General features: G+C 60.7%; 21 protein-coding genes. 3 read left to right on the forward strand and 18 right to left on the reverse strand.

The genetic code is table 11. The annotated features are described in order from the left end of the window. Positions 1–7 precede the first annotated feature (7 nt). The 5 genes from CACC_RS07710 to CACC_RS07730 are packed head-to-tail and all read right to left on the reverse strand — an operon-like array spanning position 8 to position 3,995. Positions 8–286, reverse strand: coding sequence for an acylphosphatase (locus CACC_RS07710; RefSeq protein WP_005278595.1), 279 nt, complete (start codon positions 284–286; stop codon positions 8–10). An 18-nt stretch (positions 287–304) separates the two neighbouring features. Continuing rightward, positions 305–1,807 carry an alanine/glycine:cation symporter family protein gene (locus CACC_RS07715; RefSeq protein WP_005278593.1) on the reverse strand — a complete coding sequence of 501 codons (1,503 nt, stop codon included), beginning with the start codon at positions 1,805–1,807 and terminating at the stop codon, positions 305–307. Positions 1,808–1,860: 53 nt separating this feature from the next. After that, a complete protein-coding gene (gene mutM, locus CACC_RS07720; RefSeq protein WP_005278590.1) occupies positions 1,861–2,676 on the reverse strand; it encodes a bifunctional DNA-formamidopyrimidine glycosylase/DNA-(apurinic or apyrimidinic site) lyase in 816 nt (271 codons plus the stop codon). A 3-nt stretch (positions 2,677–2,679) separates the two neighbouring features. After that, positions 2,680–3,450, reverse strand: a complete 771-nt coding sequence (gene rnc / locus CACC_RS07725; RefSeq protein WP_005278587.1) for a ribonuclease III — start codon at positions 3,448–3,450, stop codon at positions 2,680–2,682. Next, a complete protein-coding gene (locus CACC_RS07730; RefSeq protein ID WP_005278584.1) occupies positions 3,447–3,995 on the reverse strand; it encodes a YceD family protein in 549 nt (182 codons plus the stop codon). The genes rnc and CACC_RS07730 overlap by 4 nt, the downstream gene beginning before the upstream one ends. 150 nt (positions 3,996–4,145) lie before the next feature. Between CACC_RS07730 and CACC_RS07735 the strand changes: the two genes are divergently transcribed. Beyond that, on the forward strand, positions 4,146–4,760 hold the full coding sequence (locus tag CACC_RS07735; RefSeq protein WP_005278582.1) for a hypothetical protein: 615 nt from the start codon (positions 4,146–4,148) through the stop codon (positions 4,758–4,760). A gap of 102 nt (positions 4,761–4,862) precedes the next feature. On the opposite strand, the gene CACC_RS07740 is transcribed toward CACC_RS07735, so the two are convergent. Both CACC_RS07740 and gdhA read right to left on the reverse strand, forming a co-directional pair. After that, positions 4,863–5,630 (reverse strand): SPFH domain-containing protein, encoded by a 768-nt coding sequence (locus CACC_RS07740; RefSeq protein WP_005278579.1) that lies wholly within the window; start codon positions 5,628–5,630, stop codon positions 4,863–4,865. A 259-nt stretch (positions 5,631–5,889) separates the two neighbouring features. Continuing rightward, positions 5,890–7,236 (reverse strand): NADP-specific glutamate dehydrogenase, encoded by a 1,347-nt coding sequence (gdhA, locus tag CACC_RS07745; protein WP_005278576.1) that lies wholly within the window; start codon positions 7,234–7,236, stop codon positions 5,890–5,892. Between the two features lie 201 nt (positions 7,237–7,437). Here gdhA and CACC_RS07750 point away from each other — a divergent pair, with 201 nt between their 5' ends. After that, complete coding sequence (locus CACC_RS07750) at positions 7,438–8,523, forward strand: glycerate kinase family protein (protein ID WP_035108440.1); 1,086 nt, start codon at positions 7,438–7,440, stop codon at positions 8,521–8,523. On the opposite strand, the gene CACC_RS07755 is transcribed toward CACC_RS07750, so the two are convergent. Continuing rightward, on the reverse strand, positions 8,520–8,918 hold the full coding sequence (locus CACC_RS07755) for a hypothetical protein (protein ID WP_005278570.1): 399 nt from the start codon (positions 8,916–8,918) through the stop codon (positions 8,520–8,522). The genes CACC_RS07750 and CACC_RS07755 overlap by 4 nt on opposite strands. A gap of 27 nt (positions 8,919–8,945) precedes the next feature. Here CACC_RS07755 and CACC_RS07760 point away from each other — a divergent pair, with 27 nt between their 5' ends. After that, the gene (locus CACC_RS07760; RefSeq protein ID WP_005278568.1) at positions 8,946–10,157 is read left to right on the forward strand and encodes an amidohydrolase; all 1,212 of its coding nucleotides are present in this window, start codon (positions 8,946–8,948) and stop codon (positions 10,155–10,157) included. A gap of 69 nt (positions 10,158–10,226) precedes the next feature. On the opposite strand, the gene pyk is transcribed toward CACC_RS07760, so the two are convergent. The 10 genes from pyk to CACC_RS07810 all read right to left on the reverse strand — a co-directional run bounded on the left by pyk (position 10,227) and on the right by CACC_RS07810 (position 18,959). Continuing rightward, positions 10,227–11,645, reverse strand: coding sequence for a pyruvate kinase (gene pyk, locus CACC_RS07765; RefSeq protein ID WP_175279200.1), 1,419 nt, complete (start codon positions 11,643–11,645; stop codon positions 10,227–10,229). Positions 11,646–11,766: 121 nt separating this feature from the next. After that, positions 11,767–12,738 carry a prolipoprotein diacylglyceryl transferase gene (gene lgt / locus CACC_RS07770; RefSeq protein ID WP_035108438.1) on the reverse strand — a complete coding sequence of 324 codons (972 nt, stop codon included), beginning with the start codon at positions 12,736–12,738 and terminating at the stop codon, positions 11,767–11,769. Between the two features lie 53 nt (positions 12,739–12,791). After that, positions 12,792–13,622 carry an indole-3-glycerol phosphate synthase TrpC gene (locus tag CACC_RS07775; protein WP_005278561.1) on the reverse strand — a complete coding sequence of 277 codons (831 nt, stop codon included), beginning with the start codon at positions 13,620–13,622 and terminating at the stop codon, positions 12,792–12,794. 86 nt (positions 13,623–13,708) lie between these two features. After that, positions 13,709–14,344, reverse strand: a complete 636-nt coding sequence (locus CACC_RS07780; protein WP_005278559.1) for a TIGR02234 family membrane protein — start codon at positions 14,342–14,344, stop codon at positions 13,709–13,711. Next, the gene (hisI, locus tag CACC_RS07785) at positions 14,344–14,706 is read right to left on the reverse strand and encodes a phosphoribosyl-AMP cyclohydrolase (RefSeq protein WP_005278556.1); all 363 of its coding nucleotides are present in this window, start codon (positions 14,704–14,706) and stop codon (positions 14,344–14,346) included. The genes CACC_RS07780 and hisI overlap by 1 nt, the downstream gene beginning before the upstream one ends. Further along, a complete protein-coding gene (gene hisF / locus CACC_RS07790; RefSeq protein WP_005278553.1) occupies positions 14,703–15,473 on the reverse strand; it encodes an imidazole glycerol phosphate synthase subunit HisF in 771 nt (256 codons plus the stop codon). The genes hisI and hisF overlap by 4 nt, the downstream gene beginning before the upstream one ends. Before the next feature lie 23 nt (positions 15,474–15,496). Further along, entirely contained in the window at positions 15,497–16,267 is a 771-nt protein-coding gene (locus tag CACC_RS07795; protein WP_005278550.1) for an inositol monophosphatase family protein, read from the reverse strand. Between the two features lie 3 nt (positions 16,268–16,270). Then, a complete protein-coding gene (gene priA / locus CACC_RS07800; protein WP_005278547.1) occupies positions 16,271–17,059 on the reverse strand; it encodes a bifunctional 1-(5-phosphoribosyl)-5-((5-phosphoribosylamino)methylideneamino)imidazole-4-carboxamide isomerase/phosphoribosylanthranilate isomerase PriA in 789 nt (262 codons plus the stop codon). Between the two features lie 13 nt (positions 17,060–17,072). After that, on the reverse strand, positions 17,073–17,705 hold the full coding sequence (gene hisH, locus CACC_RS07805; protein ID WP_005278545.1) for an imidazole glycerol phosphate synthase subunit HisH: 633 nt from the start codon (positions 17,703–17,705) through the stop codon (positions 17,073–17,075). A 3-nt stretch (positions 17,706–17,708) separates the two neighbouring features. Beyond that, positions 17,709–18,959, reverse strand: a complete 1,251-nt coding sequence (locus CACC_RS07810) for an MFS transporter (RefSeq protein WP_005278542.1) — start codon at positions 18,957–18,959, stop codon at positions 17,709–17,711. Positions 18,960–19,101: the final 142 nt, after the last annotated feature.

A 19,101-nucleotide genomic window follows, 5' to 3' on the forward strand; every position in this document is an offset into this window, starting at 1 on the left:
TTGGCTATTAGCGCTCAACAAAGCCGCTTTCGCCCTTTGCGTCCGCCCACTGCTCGACCACGAGATCGACGCTGCCGGGGCGGCGGGTAGTGCTCGGTTGCTCCTGCAATAGTTCCAAGAGCTTCTCGCAGTCTTTGCGCGGGCCCTCAGCAACAACCTGCACGCGGCCGTCTGCCAGGTTGGTCGCATGCCCAGAAAGGCCTAATTCCAGTGCGCGCGACCGCGTCCACCAGCGAAAGCCCACACCCTGCACGGTACCGTGCACAAAAGCCGTCATTCTTTCCATGCCACTGCACCTTCCTTATTAGTAGCGATCGGCTTCGCCGCGATCGCGCAAGATTTTGCGGTCCGCATCGCTGCGGCGAGTCACGGGGTCAGAACCGTCCCAGCACTCCACACCGGGGACATCGGGAAGCATATCGCGGTGGAAGACCGGATCGATGCCCTTACTGCGCTGCTCGTTGAAGTTCTTTAACAATTGAATGGCCACGCCGGATAGCGGAACAATGGCGATGATATTCAGAATCACCATCGTCGCCGCACCGGTATCTGCCAGGGCGAAGACCAATGGCAGGGATCCGACTGCGCCGAACCAGACGAAGAACAGCACCACGAGGCGGAAGATATTCAGCACCGTTTTATTGGTGGTGAGGTATTCCAGGTTGGCTTCTGCCAAGTAGTAATTGCCCAAGATGGAAGAAAAGGCCAGGAAGAACAAGATGAAGCTGACGAAGTGAATGCCCCAGTGGCCAACCTCGGCGGACAAGGCCGCCTGGGTAAGGGAAACGCCCTCGGCCTCTTCGCCGTAGGCAACTTCCGGGCCGAGCAGGATCAGGAAGGCGGTAATGGTACAGACCACGATGGTGTCGAAGTACACGCCCAAGGTCTGCACCAAGCCCTGCTTTACCGGGTGGGAGACGGTGGCGGTAGCCGCGGCGTTAGGGGCAGACCCCTCGCCGGCCTCATTGGAAAACAGGCCGCGCTGGATGCCCTTCATCATCGCGGCGCCGATGCCCGCGCCGGCGATTTCCTTAAAGCCGAGCGCGTGGCCGATGATATCGCCCAGCATGCCCGGGACCTTGTCAAAGTTCGTAATGACCACGAAGCCGCCGATGAGCAGGTACGCCAGGGCCATAAACGGAACGACCACCTGGGTGATATTGGCAATGCGCTTTACGCCGCCAAAAATGATGAGGCCCGCGGCAATCGCGATGATGATGCCAATGATGGAGCCAAAGGTGGCATCGTCTTCGCGGCCGAAGGAAAAGGCCACGGCCTCTGCGATGGCGTTGGTCTGGAAAGAGTTATAGACTAAGCCGAAGGTAAAGACGATGGCGATAGAGAATAAAACGCCGAGCGGGCCCCAGCCCAGCCCGCGCTTCATGTAGTAGGCCGGCCCGCCGCGGTACGTATCGCCATTGCGGACCTTCCACAGCTGCGCCAAGGTGGATTCCACAAAGGCGGTAGCGCCGCCGAGGAGGGCGATGATCCACATCCAGAAGACGGCACCAGGACCACCCAGCGAAATGGCCACCGCGACGCCGGCCACGTTGCCGGTGCCCACGCGCGAGGCAGCAGAGATGGTAAATGCCTTAAATGCGGAAATTCCCCCGCTTCCTGCGCCCTCATCCTCATCGTCGGTTTTGGGGCGCTCGACCACGGCGCGGAGCATATCGGGCACCTTGCGAATCTGCACCACTGCGGTGCGCGCACCGAATAGAAGGCCCGCTCCAATGAGCAGCCAGGGCAGGATGTATGTCCACACGCCATCGTTAAATGTCGTGACGACATTTTCGAGAAATTCCATGCGGATTAATTTACTGCCTGAAGGTGCACAACGTGAACCTCACAGGTAAAGCCCTATTGGCAGTGGGGGCAATAATGGCTCGAGCGGCCACCGATAACACTTCGCTCAATGAGCGTGCCGCAGCGGGAACATGGCTGGCCAGCGCGGCCATAGGCCGCAAGCGAGCGCGCAAAATAGCCGGATTCACCGTTGACGTTGACGTACAAAGAATCAAAGCTCGTTCCCCCCGCTTTGAGGGCGGCAGACATCACGGTCTGTGCCGCGGCCAATAGCGCCACGGCATCTTTCTGCCGCAGTGCCGAAGCCTTCTTGCGCGGTGAAATGCGCGCTGCCCACAGCGCTTCATCGGCGTAGATATTGCCAATGCCAGATACCAGCGTTTGATCCAACAGCGCCGTCTTTACCGCGGTTTTCTTCTTCCGCAGGCGGCGCGCGGCGCTAGCGATATCAAAATCTGGTTCCAGGGGATCTAAACCGATATGTGAGATCGTGGACCAAGGCGCATACAGCCAGTACCCAAAGGTGCGCTGATCCACGAAGTGCAGCTCGGTGGCATCGCTAAGTACTACCGTGATGCGGCGGTGCGGGGAGTCGGTGTGGCCGATGCGCAGCTGACCGGACATGCCTAAGTGAATAAAAAGCACGTCGCGGTGGCTATCCATCGGGTCCTCCCCCACGAATTCCAGCCACATGAATTTACCGCGGCGGGCGGCTGCGGCGATTTCTTTGCCCACTATAAGGCCCGCGAGCGGTTCATCTTGGCCGCGGTTCGCCCGCGGGTGCGCAATGTCTACCGATGTAATCTCTTTGCCCACGACGTAGCTTTCCACGCCGTGGCGCACCGATTCCACTTCGGGCAATTCTGGCATTATTTAGCCTTCTTTATGGGCGGTCCCTTGCACCAGCAACGGGGTTTCGCGCAGGGTTTGGCATGCCTCTTGCGCGGCCTGCTGCTCCGCTAATTTCTTATTGTGCCCCTGCCCATTTCCCACGGTCAGCCCCGCGACGGTCGCGACCGCGCTGAAGGTTTGATCGTGTTCTGGGCCGGTGGCGGTGGCCGAATAGACCGGCATCGGTGCCTTTAGCTCAGCACACAGCTCTTGCAAGGTGGTCTTCCAGTCCAAGTGGCGCCCGCTGACAGAGGCATTATCGATCTTTTCCGCGAAGAGGCGCAGGATGACATCGCGGGCGGTTTCAAAGCCGTGCTCGCGGTAAATGGCGCCGAAAATCGCCTCGGTGGTATCCGCAAGGATGGAATCCTTATCGCGCCCACCGGTGGACTGCTCGCCCTTGCCCAATAAGATATGCGGGCCCAGGTTAATCTCACGCGCGATATCGGAAAGCCCATAGCGCGAGACAATGGACGCGCGCATCTTAGAGATATCGGATTCCGGGCGCGATGGATACGTCACGTATAGCTTCGCGGCCACCGAGAGCCCCAAGACGGCATCGCCCAAGAACTCGAGGCGCTCATTATTGGGCAGGTGCCCGTTTTCATTGGCAAAGGAACGGTGCGTAAGCGCCAAGCGCAGGTTTTCCGGCTCCAAGGCAACGCCGAGCGATTCCAAGAGCGGGCTGTGGTCCACCGCCGCAAAGGCGGCCTCCCATGCCTCGTGCCCGGTTAGCTTCTTCTTGCGGCTCATAGGAACTTCTCCAGACCTGCCCAGCGCGGGTCTACCTTCTCCTCTTCCTCTTCTTCCCCAGAAATTCCGGTGGTCACACCCTCTGGGGTCTGAATATCGCAACCGTCTTCGCAGACGGGGGCGAACGGGAGGTTCAGGCCTGCTTCATCGATGACCGCCTGGAGCAGATCCAGCTCATCGTCTTCGATTTCTGGGATTTCATCGCCCGAGCCGGCATCATCAGAATCGGCGTCATCGCCGCTGACAAAAGATTCATCGGCGGCAAAGACCTGGGTCACGTGCAAATCCAGCTGTGGGTGGAGCTCTTTTAAGCAGCGCGCACACTCGCCCGTGAGAACGCCCGAGATATCCGCATCAACCAGAACGCCTGACCCCAGGGGGGTCAGGATCGCGGCAACGGTGAGATCTTCACCCTTAGGGATGGCGATCATTTCCACGCCAATCCTTTCCGGTGCAGGTCCCGTCTGGGTGCGTTGTTCCGGCATTGCGTCAGCGCCTTGGGCGTTTAATAATTCGCCCACATCGAACTTCAATGGAGATGTCATAACAGTTGGTAGTCTACCCTGCCTCGCAAACTCCGCGTAGTTGCTGGCACGGCCGCTTTTTCTGGCAAGAAACTGAAGGTTTGGGCATAAAGCGCTATGGCTTGCCGGTTTTCCCTTTCCTGCAGGCCGCAGCCGCCTTAGCCTAAAGGCATGACTTACCACTTGGCCGCGACCTCAGGAGATTTGAGCGCTATCGCTCCTAGATTCGGAGTGTTGTGCTGCCTTCCCGCCACCTTCTTGGTCATCTCTGGGACAGTCCTCCATCGCCTGCCCAAGGCCGACCACTCCGGCATCTACGGCGACAGAGGCCTGCGCCTTTCCTCCGCCCTCATCCTCAGCTTGTGCGCGGGGCTTATCGCCGGCGCGATTTTGGTCATCCCTTCCGGACTCGACCTCACAGTACTTACCGGTGCCCTAGTATTTTCCGCCAGCGCCGCCGCCATCACGTGGCTTTCGCGCGAAGCCCTTGCCTGCGCGCTGCTTAGCGTCGGCACCATGTTCCTTACCGCAGGCGCGGTCATTAGCCTCAGCGCGATGTTCTTCCCCCAAGACTTTATGAGCGGCTCGATGACCTCGCTCTCGTCCTACTTCACCACGGCCTTGGTCACCTTCCTCTTCCCTGGCCTGGTCAGCGCGGGAATCGTGGCCTTCGTGGCGGTCCAGAGCCAGCGCCCACACCCCACTGCACATGCTGTTGACGCCTCGCTTGCCGATGCCCCCTCATCCCCCACGCCGCACCACTCCAACTCGCGCAGCTCGGTCTAGACTCCCACAGGCACAATAAGTCCTGCTACACGGTGCCGCGATTTTCGCGATGTACCCCGTGCAGCAGGACTTTTTAAGCGTCGTGCCTTGTAGTTTAAGCGTTTAGCGCTCGGTATAACGGCGCTCGTAACCGTCATCGTCGCCATAGCGCGGGGCGCTAGCACCACCGCGAGAGGAACCAGCGTTGGTGGACGGCAGGTAGTCGCCGCCGCGAGAGCGCACGCCGGCCCCACCGCGCAAGGCGGAGCGATCGGAATTAACGGTGCGCAAGAGGCCGCTGAGGGAGCTTTCAAATTCGCTGAGCTTGCTATCTACAAAGTCGTCGCACTCCGTGCGCAGCCGGTTGGATTCGGTGTATGCGGTCTCCACGATCCGGTTGGCTTCTTCGTTGGCGCGGCGGACAACTTCAGATTCGGAAACCAAACGTTCTTGTTCCTGGCGGCCTTCGGCCACCGAGCGCTCGTATTCCTCGTTGGCCTGAGCAATGGTGCGGTCTGCATCTGCGCGGGCTTGCTCAAGAGTGGACTGGGCGCGCGCCTCGGCATCAGCCATCAGCCGCTGGGCATGTTCTTCTGCCTGCGCGATCGTGGTATCGGCCTCTTGGCGCGCCTGGTTGACCATATCGGTGGCCTGCGCATTCGCCTCATTAATGGTGTTATCCGCACGCTCTTCGGCGCCGCGGATAATCTCGTCTTGCTTGTCTAAAACGTCCTGCGCATCGTCGATTTCTACGGGCAGCGCGTTACGCAGGTCATCGAGAAGCGCCAGCATCTCATGGCGGGGGACCAAGCAATTGGAGGTCATGGGAAAGCCAGAAGCCTGCTCCAAATGCTGAACTAATTCATCAAGGGATTCAAAGACACGGTACATGCTGGGAATTCTACAACGCAGCACCCCGCATTGTGTGGAGGGCGCGCCTTGAATCCTCAGGCCGGTGCAGCGAGGGCTCAAGCTCTCCGAATTCGATTCGCATCCCGTGTGCGAGTAACCCATTTTCCCTCCACATACCCGCGGCACTGGCGCAGTTGGCCACCGGCTACCAACGGGGATCGGCACATGCCATACCAATGCAGAAGCTCCCCACCTCCCGCGGGTGCGGAGAAATGGGGAGCCGTGGATTAAGGGGAGTTTAGATAACGCCCTGTGCCAGCATGGCGTCAGCCACCTTCTTGAAGCCGGCGATATTGGAGCCAGCCACGTAGTCGCCTTCACGGTCGTATTCCTTGGCCGTGTTGTCGATGTTCTTGAAGATGTTGCTCATGATGCCGCGCAGGCGGTCATCGGTGTACTCGAAGGACCAGGAGTCGCGGGATGCGTTCTGCTGCATCTCCAGTGCGGAGGTTGCCACGCCACCGGCGTTGGCAGCCTTGCCGGGCGCGAAGTTGATCTTGGAGTCCTGGAATACGTGTACCGCATCCGGGGTAGACGGCATGTTAGCGCCCTCTGCAACGTAGCGCACGCCACCCTCGACGAGCTTCTTGGCGGACTCGCCATCGAGTTCGTTCTGGGTTGCACACGGCAGTGCAACATCAGCCTGGACATCCCAGATATTGCCGCCCTCGTGAAACTCCACGCCGTTGCCAGCTTCCTTGGCGTAGGTGGAGATACGCTCACGGCGGACTTCCTTGACATCGCGAAGCAGGTCAACGTCCACGCCATTCGGGGTGGTGATGTAGCCGGAGGAGTCAGACATTGCGACGACGGTAGCGCCCAGTTCCTGTGCCTTTGCGGCGGCGTAGATGGCAACGTTACCGGAACCGGAGACGATGACCTTGGCACCATCGAAGGACTCGCCGTGGGTCTTCATCATTTCTTCGGTGATGTAGACGGCACCGAAACCGGTGGCCTCGGTACGTACCAAGGAACCGCCCCAGGTCAGGCCCTTACCGGTCAGGACGCCGGACTCGTGCTGGGTGGTCAGGCGGCGGAATTGGCCGAAGAGGAAGCCGATTTCGCGGCCGCCAACGCCGATATCGCCGGCAGGAACGTCGCGGTACTCGCCGATGTGGCGGTGCAGCTCGGTCATAAAGGACTGGCAGAAGCGCATAACTTCCTGCTCAGACTTGCCCTTCGGGTCAAAGTCGGAGCCACCCTTGCCGCCACCGATGGGCAGGCCGGTCAGGGAGTTTTTAAAGATCTGCTCGAAGCCCAAGAACTTAATAATGCCCAGGTTTACCGAGGGGTGGAAACGCAGGCCACCCTTGTACGGGCCGAGCGCGGAGTTGAACTGCACACGGAAGCCGCGGTTGACCTGCACCTCGCCGTTGTCATCAATCCATGGGACGCGGAAGATGAGCTGGCGCTCTGGCTCACACAGGCGCTCAACCAGACCGTAGTCTGCGTAGTGTGGGTCCTTATCCAGGACGATCTTGAGCGAATCCAGCACCTCGGACACCGCCTGGTGGAATTCCGGCTCGCCGGCGTTACGCTTGAGTAGCTTGTCGTAGTACTCAGAAATCTGGCTATCAACAGACATAGTGTATAAATCCCATTCTCGTGGAGTTTGACTAGCAGAAACCAGTTTCCTATCAATCTACCGATAATGCAAGTGCAATTATTTCTCACTCCCCCGCTTACCGGCTTTTACCTGCGATGATAAAGGTAAATATTTTCTGTCGAACGTTCGGATTTCTGGCAAAAAGCCGCCGCACGAGTCGTGGGCCTTATAATCACGGGCATGCATATTGTTGTCGCGCCTGACTCTTTTAAAGGTACCGCTTCTGCCACGGAAGCCGCAGCCGGAATCGCCAACGGAATCCGCCAGCACTACCCCACCGCCACCGTTACCACCTTGCCCATGGCCGATGGCGGCGAAGGCACCGCCCAGGTGCTGGCCCAGGCCGCCGCGGCGGGCGGGCAAGAAACCCAGACCATTACCCTTCCCACAACTGATGCGGTGGGGCGTTTGACCGAGGCCCAGTATTTCCTCGCTGGACGCACGGCCTTCATCGACGTCGCCGCCGCCACGGGGCTGCCCGCGGTCCGCGACGCACTCGATCCCCTTCACGCGGATTCTTATGGCACGGGCGTGCTGCTTGCCGATGCCCAATCCCGCGGCGCCACCTCCATCGTGCTCGGCCTCGGTGGCACGGCCAGCATCGACGGTGGCATGGGAATCCTTGCTGCCCTCGGCGCTGCCGCCCACGATGCACGCGGCTATGCCCTGCCCAAGGGCGGCGCCCCGCTAGTGCAGCTCGATTCCATCGATACCGCGCAATTAAACATCAAAGCGGGCATGGTTGATTTCACACTCCTGGCCGATACCCGGGCTAAGGCCATGCAGGCTGCCACCATGTACGGGCCACAAAAACGCGCAGAGGGCGAACAAATAGCCCTGCTTGCCGGGGCACTGCTCCAATTGTGCAAGGTCACCGGCACGGATCCGGAAACGGAATTTACCGGTGCCGCCGGTGGCATTCCCATCGGCCTTACCTGGCTTTCGCGCACCCTGTGGGGCACCGATGAGCACGCCCGCGTCGTCTCTGGCGGGGCCCACGTGGCGAAGGCCCTTGGTCTCGCGGATGCCATTTCTCAGGCGGACCTCGTCATCACCGGCGAAGGCGCCTTTGATGAGCAATCCTTAACCGGCAAGGTCGTCGGCACCGTCGCGGACCTTGCGGCGGAGTCCTCTACCCCCGTCGGCATCGTTGCCGGGGCCATCAACCAGGACACCAAGCACGTCACCGCAGAGCTAGATCAAGAAGGTGGGATGCCGGAGCAGCTGGCTAGGGCTGCCCGGGACATCGTCAAGCAGCTGGGCTAAGGGCGAATCTCGACCGTCCAGGGAAAGATGGCGGGGCGCTCATGCGCCAACTCATCCTCCAGCAGCACGTGATCCTTGGGCAATACGGCGTGCGGCGTGAGCAAACGCGACAGCACCATGGCCAGCTGGTTCACGGAGCCGGTCGCTCCCGCCACCGCGATGTTATAGCGGTGGGCGTGCGCACCTTCTAAGTCGCGCTCTTCGTGTTCATCGCGGTAATTTTGCTGCAGTTGTTCCTCCAAGCCCTCAGGGAACTGGGGATCTGCCGGGCGAGTAACCTCGGCGGAGGTAAGCGATCCGCCCGCTACCAGCTTATCGGTGGCAGTGGTAAAAATCTCCTCCACGCGGTCCGCTTGCTCATCTGGAACCAATACATCGAATTGAATAGTCGGCATATAGCTGACCCTACCCTAACCAAAGGGATGAAAACTATGTCTTATTCCACAAACATCGCTTCCGTGGTCCACTCTGCGGATACTGACCTGGCGTGGCAGCGGGATTTTTACGAAGATCTGCACCGCCACCCCGAGCTTTCCCACGAGGAGGAACGCACCGCGGCGCGCATCCGCGCCAAGTTGGCCGAATTCGACTGCGAAGTAGAAGAAAACATTGGCGGGCACGGCATGGTCGCCATTTTCCGCAATGGCGATGGCCCCACCGCCCTCATGCGCGCCGATTTCGATGCCCTGCCGGTCAAGGAGGCCACCGGCGTGGAGTATTCCTCGACCAATGACTACATGCACGCCTGCGGGCACGACATGCACACCACGGCCCTACTCGGTGCCTGTGCGCTTCTCGATGCCTCCCGCGATACCTGGTCCGGCACTTTTCTCGCCCTGTTCCAGCCGGCGGAGGAATCATCCATGGGCGCGAAATACATGATCGCCGATAACCTCACCGAGCGCGTGCCACGCCCCGATATTTGCTTAGGCCAGCACATCATGCCCGGCCGCGCCGGCACCGTCCGCCACACCGCCGGCCCCATCATGGCCGGCTGCGATTCCCTGCGCATCCGCATCTTTGGTAAATCCGCCCACGCCTCCATGCCGCATAATTCAATCGACCCGACCTATACCGCGGCGATGATCGTCACCCGGCTCCAGGCCATCGTCGGCCGCGAGGTAGCCCCGCACGAGTTCTTCGTCATCTCCGTGGGCGAGCTGCACTCCGGCGATAAAAACAACATCATCCCGGATTCCGCCGAGCTCGTGCTCAATACGCGCTTTTATGATCCAGCCCTGGCGGAGAAGGTCTATGCCTCCTTAGAGCGCATGGTGAAGGCAGAATGCGTGGCCTCCGGCTGCGAGAAGGACCCCACCTTCGAGTACTACGCGCACGGCGAGGTCACCGATAATGATGCCGCCGCGTATTCGCCCATCGACGAGGTCTTTACGGCCACGTTCGGGGAAGAATCCGTTACCGCCTCCCCCTCGACCGCTTCCGAAGACTTTTGTTACCTCCCCCAGGCCTGGGGCGTGCCGTACGTCTTTTGGCACGTAGGGTGCACCCCGGAATCTGAGCTAGCCGATCCCCCGGTCAACCACCAGGCCAACTTCCTGCCGGATTATGAGCCGACGGTCAAGGCCTCCACCCAAGCCACCCATGCGGCGGTGCTGGCGTACCTGGGCGCTTAACTCACCATAAAAAATCCGCCGCGTCCACTCTCTCAATGGAGTGTGGGGCGCGGCGGATTTTTCAGTCCGCTAGTCCTTGATGGTCTCTCCCAAAATGTGGCACTGAATCATGTTGGTATTGCCGGAGATTCCCGGAGGGGTACCTGCAACAACGACGACCAAGTCATTCTCGTCGTACTCGTCCAAGTCCAGCAGGTACTTATCGATGGCCTCCATCATCTCATCCGTGGACTTGACGTCGGGGCTCAAGAAGGTCTCTGCACCCCAGGTCAGCGCCAGCTGGGCGCGCACGTCTTGGTCCGGGGTGAATACCAAAAGCGGCAAATCAGAGTGCAGGCGGGCGACGCGCTTTGCGGTATCACCAGAGGAGGTGAAGGCAACGATAGCCTTCGCGTTCAGGCGCTCTGCAATATCGCGGGCGGAATAGGACATCACGCCGCGCTTGGTGCGCGGGACGTGCGCCAGCGGCGGGACCTGGCCATCGGTCTCAGAACGCTTGACAATGCGCGACATGGTCCGCACCACGTTGTGTGGATCCGCGCCCACGGAGGTCTCGCCAGACAGCATCACCGCATCGGCGCCGTCGAGCACGGCGTTGGCCACGTCGGAAGCCTCCGCACGGGTTGGGCGGGAGTTCTCGATCATGGAATCCAGCATCTGGGTGGCCACGATGACCGGCTTGGCGTTCTCGCGGGAAATCTGGATAGCGCGCTTCTGGAATAGTGGCACCTCTTCCAGCGGAACCTCAACGCCCAAGTCACCGCGGGCAATCATCACGGCGTCGAAGGCCAAGATGATGGACTCGAGGGCATCGACAGCCTCGGGCTTTTCCAGCTTGGCGATGACCGGCACGCGGCGGCCTTCCTCGTCCATGATCTCGTGGACCTTGTCGACATCGGCAGGCGAACGCACGAAGGACAGCGCGATGTAGTCCACGCCGAGCTGCAGGGCAAAGCGCAGGTCCTCGATGTCCTTTTCAGACAGGGCCGGCACCGAAATGCTCATGCCGGGCAGGGACACGCCCTTGTTATTGGATACGGGGCCGCCCTCGGTAACCTCGCACACCACGTCATTGCCGTCTACTTCCTTGCAGACGACGGCGACCTTGCCGTCATCGATAAGCAAGCGATCGCCCGGCTTCGCGTCTTGGGCCAAGCCCTTGTAGGTGGTGGATACGCGGTCGTGGGTGCCTTCGACATCGTCCACGGTGATGCGGACGATCTCGCCGTTATCCCACTGCTCTTCGCCGTTCTTAAACCGGCCAAGGCGGATCTTGGGGCCCTGAAGATCGGCCAAGATACCTACGTTCCGGCCGGTCTTTTCGGTGGCTTCGCGGACCCACTTGTAATTGGCCTCGTGGTCCGCATGCTCACCGTGCGACATGTTGAGGCGCGCGACGTTCATGCCGTCTTCTACAAGGCGCAAAATTCCGTCCCCGCTAGCTACCGCGGGGCCGAGAGTACAGACAATTTTGGTTCTTCTATCCAGCATTATTGGCCTATTCCATCGGGGAAATTGAACAACCCCCAACCTACTCCCTCGCGCGCCGACAGGCCACAATTTTTTGGCGCCTTAACTACGGCAATCGGACACGATCACACATAACCGGTCATTTCCGGCCGGTAGCAGTGCCCGAGGTGCCGTTAGCATGCGTGGCTGCCACGCGTTTCTCGTCGCCCTCGCCGCCGTTTTCCGCCTGCTCGCGGTAGTACCGCGGGTCAACTTCCTCTGGAGTTTCGGGGCCCTTGCGTTGCCTGTCCAGCAAGAAAAAGACGATGAGACCTGCGATAAAGACAACGGCGGAGACGATGAGGTTTACGCGGACGCCGAAGATTTCGGTGGCCTCATCAGAGCGCATGCCTTCGATAAAGAAGCGGCCCAGAGTGTAGCCCACGACGTAGAGGGCGAATACCCGTCCGCGCCCCAGCTTCCATGCCTTGTGCGCCCACAGAAGGAACAGGCACACCAGCACGTTCCAAATGAGCTCATACAAAAACGTCGGGTGCACCGAAGCGATGACCTCGCCGGTAGAATGCCCGGATACTGGGGCGTACTCCCCCGCCTCATCGACGCGGTAGTAGATATCCAGCGCCCACGGAACGTCGGTCGGCCGGCCGTAGAGCTCCTGATTGAACCAGTTGCCCAACCGGCCGATGCCCTGGGCAAGGATGAGGCCAGGCGCTACCGCGTCCGCAAACGGTGCCAGGGGGATCTTTTTGATCCGGAACATTACCCAGAGCGCTACGGCGCTTAAAGCGACCGCACCCCAGATGCCAAGGCCGCCATTGGTGACCTTGAGGGCGTCGACTGGGTTGCAGGTATCACAGAAGTATTTCTGGTTATCCGTAATGACGTGATAGAGCCGTCCGCCCACGATGCCGGCAGGGATGACGACGATGGTCGCATCCCACACGGTATCGGGATTGCCGCCCCGAGCCGTGTATCGCCGCAGCGTCATCCACATGCCCACGAGGATGCCGGCGATGATGCACAGCGCATACGCATGGATTGGAATGGAGCCAAGATGCCACACCACGCCCTGCGGCGGGGAGGGGATATTTGCAAGGTTCTGAGTACGCACGTAGATAGTGTGCCTTATCGGCGTGCCCGTGAGCTAGTTTGGGGTCACTTTTCCTAGGAACTTTTACGCGACGGGCACGCTGGGTGCTGGCCCGCGGCCACCAGAGAGCGTGCCAAGGCGGTGGGATCCTGGGCTGCCATGACGGATTCGCCGACCAATACCGCATCCGCCCCGCGAGAGGCATAGTGGAAGAGGTTGCGGGCGTTATTTACCCCGCCCACGGCAATGCGCAGGAGCGATTCCGGCAGGCCCGGGGCAATATCGTTGAAGGCCTCCCGGTTGATCTCATCGGAGGCAAGCGACCACGCATTGATCGCGATGACACTGCTGCCGGCCTTGATGGCACGGTTGACCTCCCCGCAGGTTCGCACCTCCACGATGGCGGTCATCCCTAACGATTCCGCCCGGTCCAAAAGGGCTTCCAATCGAGCTTGTTCTAAAAGCTCGACCTGCAGCGGGATTGCATCGGCGCCAAAACAACGAGCCTCATGAATCTGGTACGGATCCACGATGAGGTCGCGCGCCATCATCGGGATATCGATAGCAGCGCGCGCGGCCGCCATATCCTCAAGCGAACCGTTAAAGCGCCGCGTATCCGTTTGGCAGGCCATCAGATGCACGCCGCAGTTTTCAAAGGTGCGCGCCCATTCGGCCATCTGCTCGGCCGAGCCCACGTGGGCAATTTCCCCGGTATAAGGAACGGCGCGCTTGAGCTCAGTAATGACCGAACACCCTGGTTTTAAAAGCGCCGCGCGGGCATCGCGGGGAGGCTCCATGTCCCGGGAGCGCGCCTTGATGTCTTGGAAGGAAACGCGTGCTTCGCGCGCGGCGACATCCTCAAGCACCCCAGCGACCAGGTGATCGACGGCTATGGGCGTGGGCATGAGCACCTCCCTCCAAGCGCGATTAAGATCACACTTAGATTAACGCTATGCGAGGCGTTTCCGGAAATTGCGCTGCGCGAACGGGGCTATTTGCGGCCCACATCGGTCGGGTCGATATCGCTATCGAGCGCGTCCCACATCACGCGGCCGGAATCGGATGAGGTCTCCAAATCTTCCGCCAGCTTTTCTTGGCGGGCGGCGGGGGTTTCGTACTTGCTCGATGCCTTGGCCTTGTCCTTGCCTGGGTTCTGGGCGAGGAGGACGGCGCCAAAGAACGCTAGGGCCGCACCAATAATGGCCACGATGGGGCCAAGTTTGGTGACCTCCACCGAGATGACGGTGGCCCACTCGGAGATTGCGGCAGAATCCACCGCGTTCTCATTCGCGGACGCGCCCTGCAATATTTTTTGCGCGCGCTGGGCGTCAGCACCGCTGGTCAGCAGGTTAATGGGGCTCCACGCAGCGGCTGCGGCGGCGAGGGCGCACACAATGGCCACGATACGTCGTCCCGTTCGGCGCAGCGCGAGGCCCGCGAGCACCCCGGCGAGGAGAACCAGTGTCAATGCCATAAGCTCTAAGGACCACGACGAGCCCACGATCTCATTGGTTGCCGAGCCCGATTTATCGTCCTCGCTTACCGCTTTTACCCAGGTGCTGCGGGAAGAAAACCACAGCACCGCCGTGCCCACCGCGATAAGGAGCGGGCCAAGTCGCCTCGTCATCAGGAATCATCCCCTAAAAGAACTCTCGCATCGAAGCAGGTCCGGTCTCCAGTGTGGCACGCCGCGCCGCGCTGCCGCACGGTCAGCAAGATGGTATCGCCATCGCAATCAAGGCGCACACCGAGCACGTCCTGCGTATGTCCGGAGGTCTCGCCCTTAATCCAATACTCGCCGCGCGAGCGCGAGAAGTAGGTGCCCTTTCGCGTTGCCAGCGTGTGGGCCAGCGCGTGGTCATCCATCCAGGCAAGCATAAGCACTTCGCCGGAATCGGATTGGGCAACCGCCGGCACGAGCCCTTGCTCATTGCGCTTGAGCAGCGCAGCTATCTGCGGGTCTAGCTCATAATCTGCGGGAGTGTTCACCGGCGCACCTCGTATCCGGAGTCTGCGAGGGCCTTTTTGACCTCGCCAATTTCTACCTCTCCAAAGTGGAAGATGCTGGCTGCCAGCACGGCATCGGCACCGGCTTCAACGGCGGGTGGAAAATCCGCTGCCGCACCCGCCCCACCGGAGGCGATGACGGGAATATTCACCGTTTCGCGCACCGCGCGCAGAAGCTCGAGGTCGAATCCGGCCTTCGTGCCATCGGCGTCCATGGAGTTTAAAAGGATCTCCCCCACGCCCAGTTCGGCGCCGGTGCGGGCCCATTCCACTGCATCGATGCCAGCCGATGTCGTCCCGCCGTGAGTCGTGACTTCAAACCCCGACGGTGCGTGCGCCGCGTCGGTGCGCCGCGCGTCCACGGATAAGACGATGCACTGCGAGCCAAAGACCTCTGCCAATTCGCGCAGCAGGTCTGGATTGCCAATCGCCGCGGTATTGACCGATACCTTATCCGCACCGGTGCGCAGGAGCTCGCGGACATTGTCAACGCTGCGCACTCCCCCGCCCACGGTGAGAGGGATAAAGACCTGATCGGCGGTGCGGCGTACCACATCGAGCATGGTGGACCGGCCGTGCTTGGACGCGGAGACATCGAGAAATGTCAGTTCGTCCGCGCCCAATTCCTCATAGCGCGCGGCTAATTCCACGGGGTCTCCTGCATCGCGCAGGTGGGCAAAATTTACGCCCTTGACTACGCGGCCTTGATCCACATCAAGGCACGGGATAATGCGTACGGCTACAGCCATGCGGGGCTTACTCCTTCACAGGTTTAATCTGAGTGATGAGATAGGATTTCTAGGATTGTCTCGTGCACCTGCGGCGTACCGGAGACCATACCCCGCGACTGCACGGTCCACGGATTGCCCTCCGGATCCGTGATGATGCCCCCAGCGGCCTTAATAAGGAGCGCTCCCGCCGCGTTATCCCACGGGTGCGGCGAGAAATTCACGGCACCGTCAAATACGCCCTGGGCCACGAAGGCATTATCTAGTCCCACCGAGCCCGTGATGCGCGGCCGCAAGCCGGATTCGCGCAGCTCGTGGAATGCCGCAGTGGGAAGGTTGGAAAAACATCCCACGTGCCCACGGGCATCATCGAATTCTGGGGACTCTTCCCCGCCACCGAAACCGCCGGACGGCCCACCGGCAGAACGCAGCGGCGAGCCGTCGCTGGCCACCAAGCGCCTGCCCAAGAGGGGAAAATCTGAGATGGCCGCGACAGTCTGGCCCTCGTGAACCAAAGCCACCAAGATACCCGCCATGGGGTTGCCCGCGGAATAATTCGCGGTCCCATCGATTGGATCGACCACCCACACGGTGTCGTGGATGCTTCCGCCGGATTCCTCCCCATAGACCGGGATACCGGTCATCTGCTGCAAGATATCGCGCAGCTGCTTTTCGATGGCCAAGTCCACCTCTGTGGCAAAATCGCCCCTGCTTTTAAAGTGGGCCGGTGGCGCCCCGATGCCGGATCGAAAGATGGGCTCGACCTGGTCAACGGCCGCCTCCGCGAAGGCCACCAACTCGCGCGGATCCATCATCGCTTACTCTTCCTCGGGGTCATAAGGATCGATAGGCACCTCTGCGGGCAGCGGTTCTACCTCTGCCACCGCCGCTAGCGCCTCCTCCAGGCTGAATTTTCCCTCATACAGCGCCTTGCCGATGATCGCCGAATCGATGCCCTCATTTTCATACCGGGCCAGCTCGGTGAGATCCGCCAGGGAGGAAATGCCGCCGGAGGCGGTGACCTTGGCATCGGTTGCCATTGCTACCTCGCGCAATAATTCCACATTGGGCCCAGAAAGCGTCCCGTCCTTGGACACATCCGTGACCACGAAGCGTTGGCATCCTGCGGCATCGAGGCGCTCAAGCACCTCCCAAAGATCCCCGCCATCGGAGACCCAGCCATTGCCCTTCGTGCGCCATTCGCCATCTTCTAAGCGCACCGCCAAATCCACGGCGACTTTCTCGCCGTAGCGCCCAAGGATTTTTTCTATCCACTCTGGGTTTTCTAAGGCGGCGGTGCCAATATTGATGCGGTTCGCGCCGGTAGCCAGCGCGCGCTCTACCCCGGCATCATCGCGGATGCCACCGGTAAGCTCGACATTAATGCCGAGTTCTTGGGTAATCCCCGCCATCTGCTCGTGGTTGGAACCGCGATTAAAGGCGGCATCGAGGTCAACAAAGTGCAGCCACTGGGCGCCTTGGCGCTGCCATTCAAGGGCTGCATCCCGCGGGGCACCGTAGACCTTTTCGGTGCCGGCCTCTCCCTGATCCAAACGCACGGCCTTGCCGCCGGCGACATCGACTGCGGGCAAAAGCGTAAAAGTCATGGTTTCATCCTACCTAGAGCGTGTGCATCCAGTTTTCCAATAGCTGCGCGCCCGCATCCCCGGATTTTTCGGGGTGGAATTGCGTGGCCCACAGCGCGCCATTTTCCACCGCCGCCACGAAAGAATCGCCAGCGTGCGTGGACCAGCTCACCAGCGGCGGGCGGGTAATGACGGTTTCCAATTCCCAGCGGCGAACGCCGTAGGAATGCACGAAATAAAATCGCTCATCGGCATTAAGCCCGGCAAACATGGCGCTGCCATCTGGCACCTCAACGGTATTCCAGCCCATATGCGGCAACACGTCGGACTGCAGGCGCTCGACCGTACCCGGCCATTCGCCGCAGCCTGTGGAGTGGATGCCGTGCTCGACGCCGGCATCGAAAAGCACCTGCATACCCACACAAATGCCCATGACCGGCCGCTCTCCTGCCAGCCGCTGGCCGATGACCCTCGGCCCATTCACCGCCTTAAGCCCTGTCATGCAAGCATCGAACGCGCCCACGCCGGGAACCAGCAGCCCGTCTGCCTCGAGGGCCTGATAAGGATCCGCCGTGACGGTGACCTCCGCCCCGACGCGCTCGAGGGCACGCTGGGCAGAGCGAATATTGCCCGCGCCGTAGTCCAATAACACCACCGATTTTGTCATGGGCTATACCTTACGCATTCGACGCAAACGAGTGCGGATATCGTTGGTCTCGCTGATACGAGTCCGGCCCAGGATGAAGTCCGCCGTGGTAAGCAGCAAACCGGCGATCAGGATCGCAACTCCCGCTCCGAAGGCGCCGTCGTAGCCGTAGCCTGCCACCATGGCACCGAGCAAGGTCGAGCCTAGACCGGTGCCGCTATCGTAGAAAATATTCCAAATCGCCGAGGCCTCCGAGACCCGCTCGCGGGGCAGCCGGTCAAACATGGATAGCAAGGCCTCGTTTTGCGCGATACCGAAGGCGCCACCGAATAGAACGGCGCCGAGCACTAGCCACCAGATGGAGCTTTCCATAAACAGGGTGAGCGAAATCGTTCCGACGCCGATGATCGCCATGATCTGGCTTGGGATGTACAGGCTGCCTGGGGCGCCAGTGCGGTCTGCCACCACGCCGGCGAAGTACCGGAAGATCATCGCCGCGCCGCCCACGATGGACAGCATGATACCGGCGAGGCTGGCACCCCTTGCGGCATCGAGTTCCTGCATCGCGGGGGACAAGAACGAGGAAATGGCGCCGTAGCTCATGGAGAACGTGGTCAAGGCCAAGGCCGGGACTGCCACCAGCTTCCAGGTAGGAACGCGGATGATATTGACTTCTTCATCGTTATCCTCGGCCAAGGTGACCTTGATTTTGGGGATGCGCAGGCACATTGCAAAGCCCAAGAAGCCGATAAGGCCGGCGGTGATATAGGTGGACGCGTAGCCTAGGGAATCCGCCATGAACAGGCCGAGCGGCAAGAAGATCATCTGGCCCAAGCCTGTAAATACACCAATCATGCCAGTAGCCTTGCCCAGCAGACGTACCGGAGAGAGCTCTGCAATGAGCGCGGATTCGGACACCGTGAGGGCGCCGAAACCCACCCCGCGCATGGCGGAAAATAGCAAGACGATCCAGGCGTCGGTGCCCAGCAGGTGGCCGAAGGCCGGCACACCCAAGGTAAAGGCGGACAGCGCCATCACGCGCCTGTAGCCCCAGCGGCGCAACAGCCACGGAGATATGATCTGCGTGGCAACCGTAAAGGCCATGAAGATACCGGTGGATCCACCCGCCAGGGTCGCGGAACCGCCGGAGTCAATGACGGCAAGCGGCACCACAGGAAGCAGGATGGACCAGGCGCCGAAGGCAGCGGCGATGGCTACCATCGTCGGCGTATAGCCGGGCACCTTCCAAATATTGGTCTCTTGAGATTCGCTCATTTACTAAAGCCTCCAACCATCCAGGCAATGGCCGCAGCCGCGGTGATAACGGCTAAAAGCGCGGCGACGACCGTGAAAAACTTCGAGCCCTGCTGATACGCAGACCAGGCCCCTCCAACTAAGAGGCCTGCCACCAAAAACA

The sequence above is a fragment of the Corynebacterium accolens genome (assembly GCF_023520795.1).
Taxonomy (GTDB): domain Bacteria; phylum Actinomycetota; class Actinomycetes; order Mycobacteriales; family Mycobacteriaceae; genus Corynebacterium; species Corynebacterium accolens.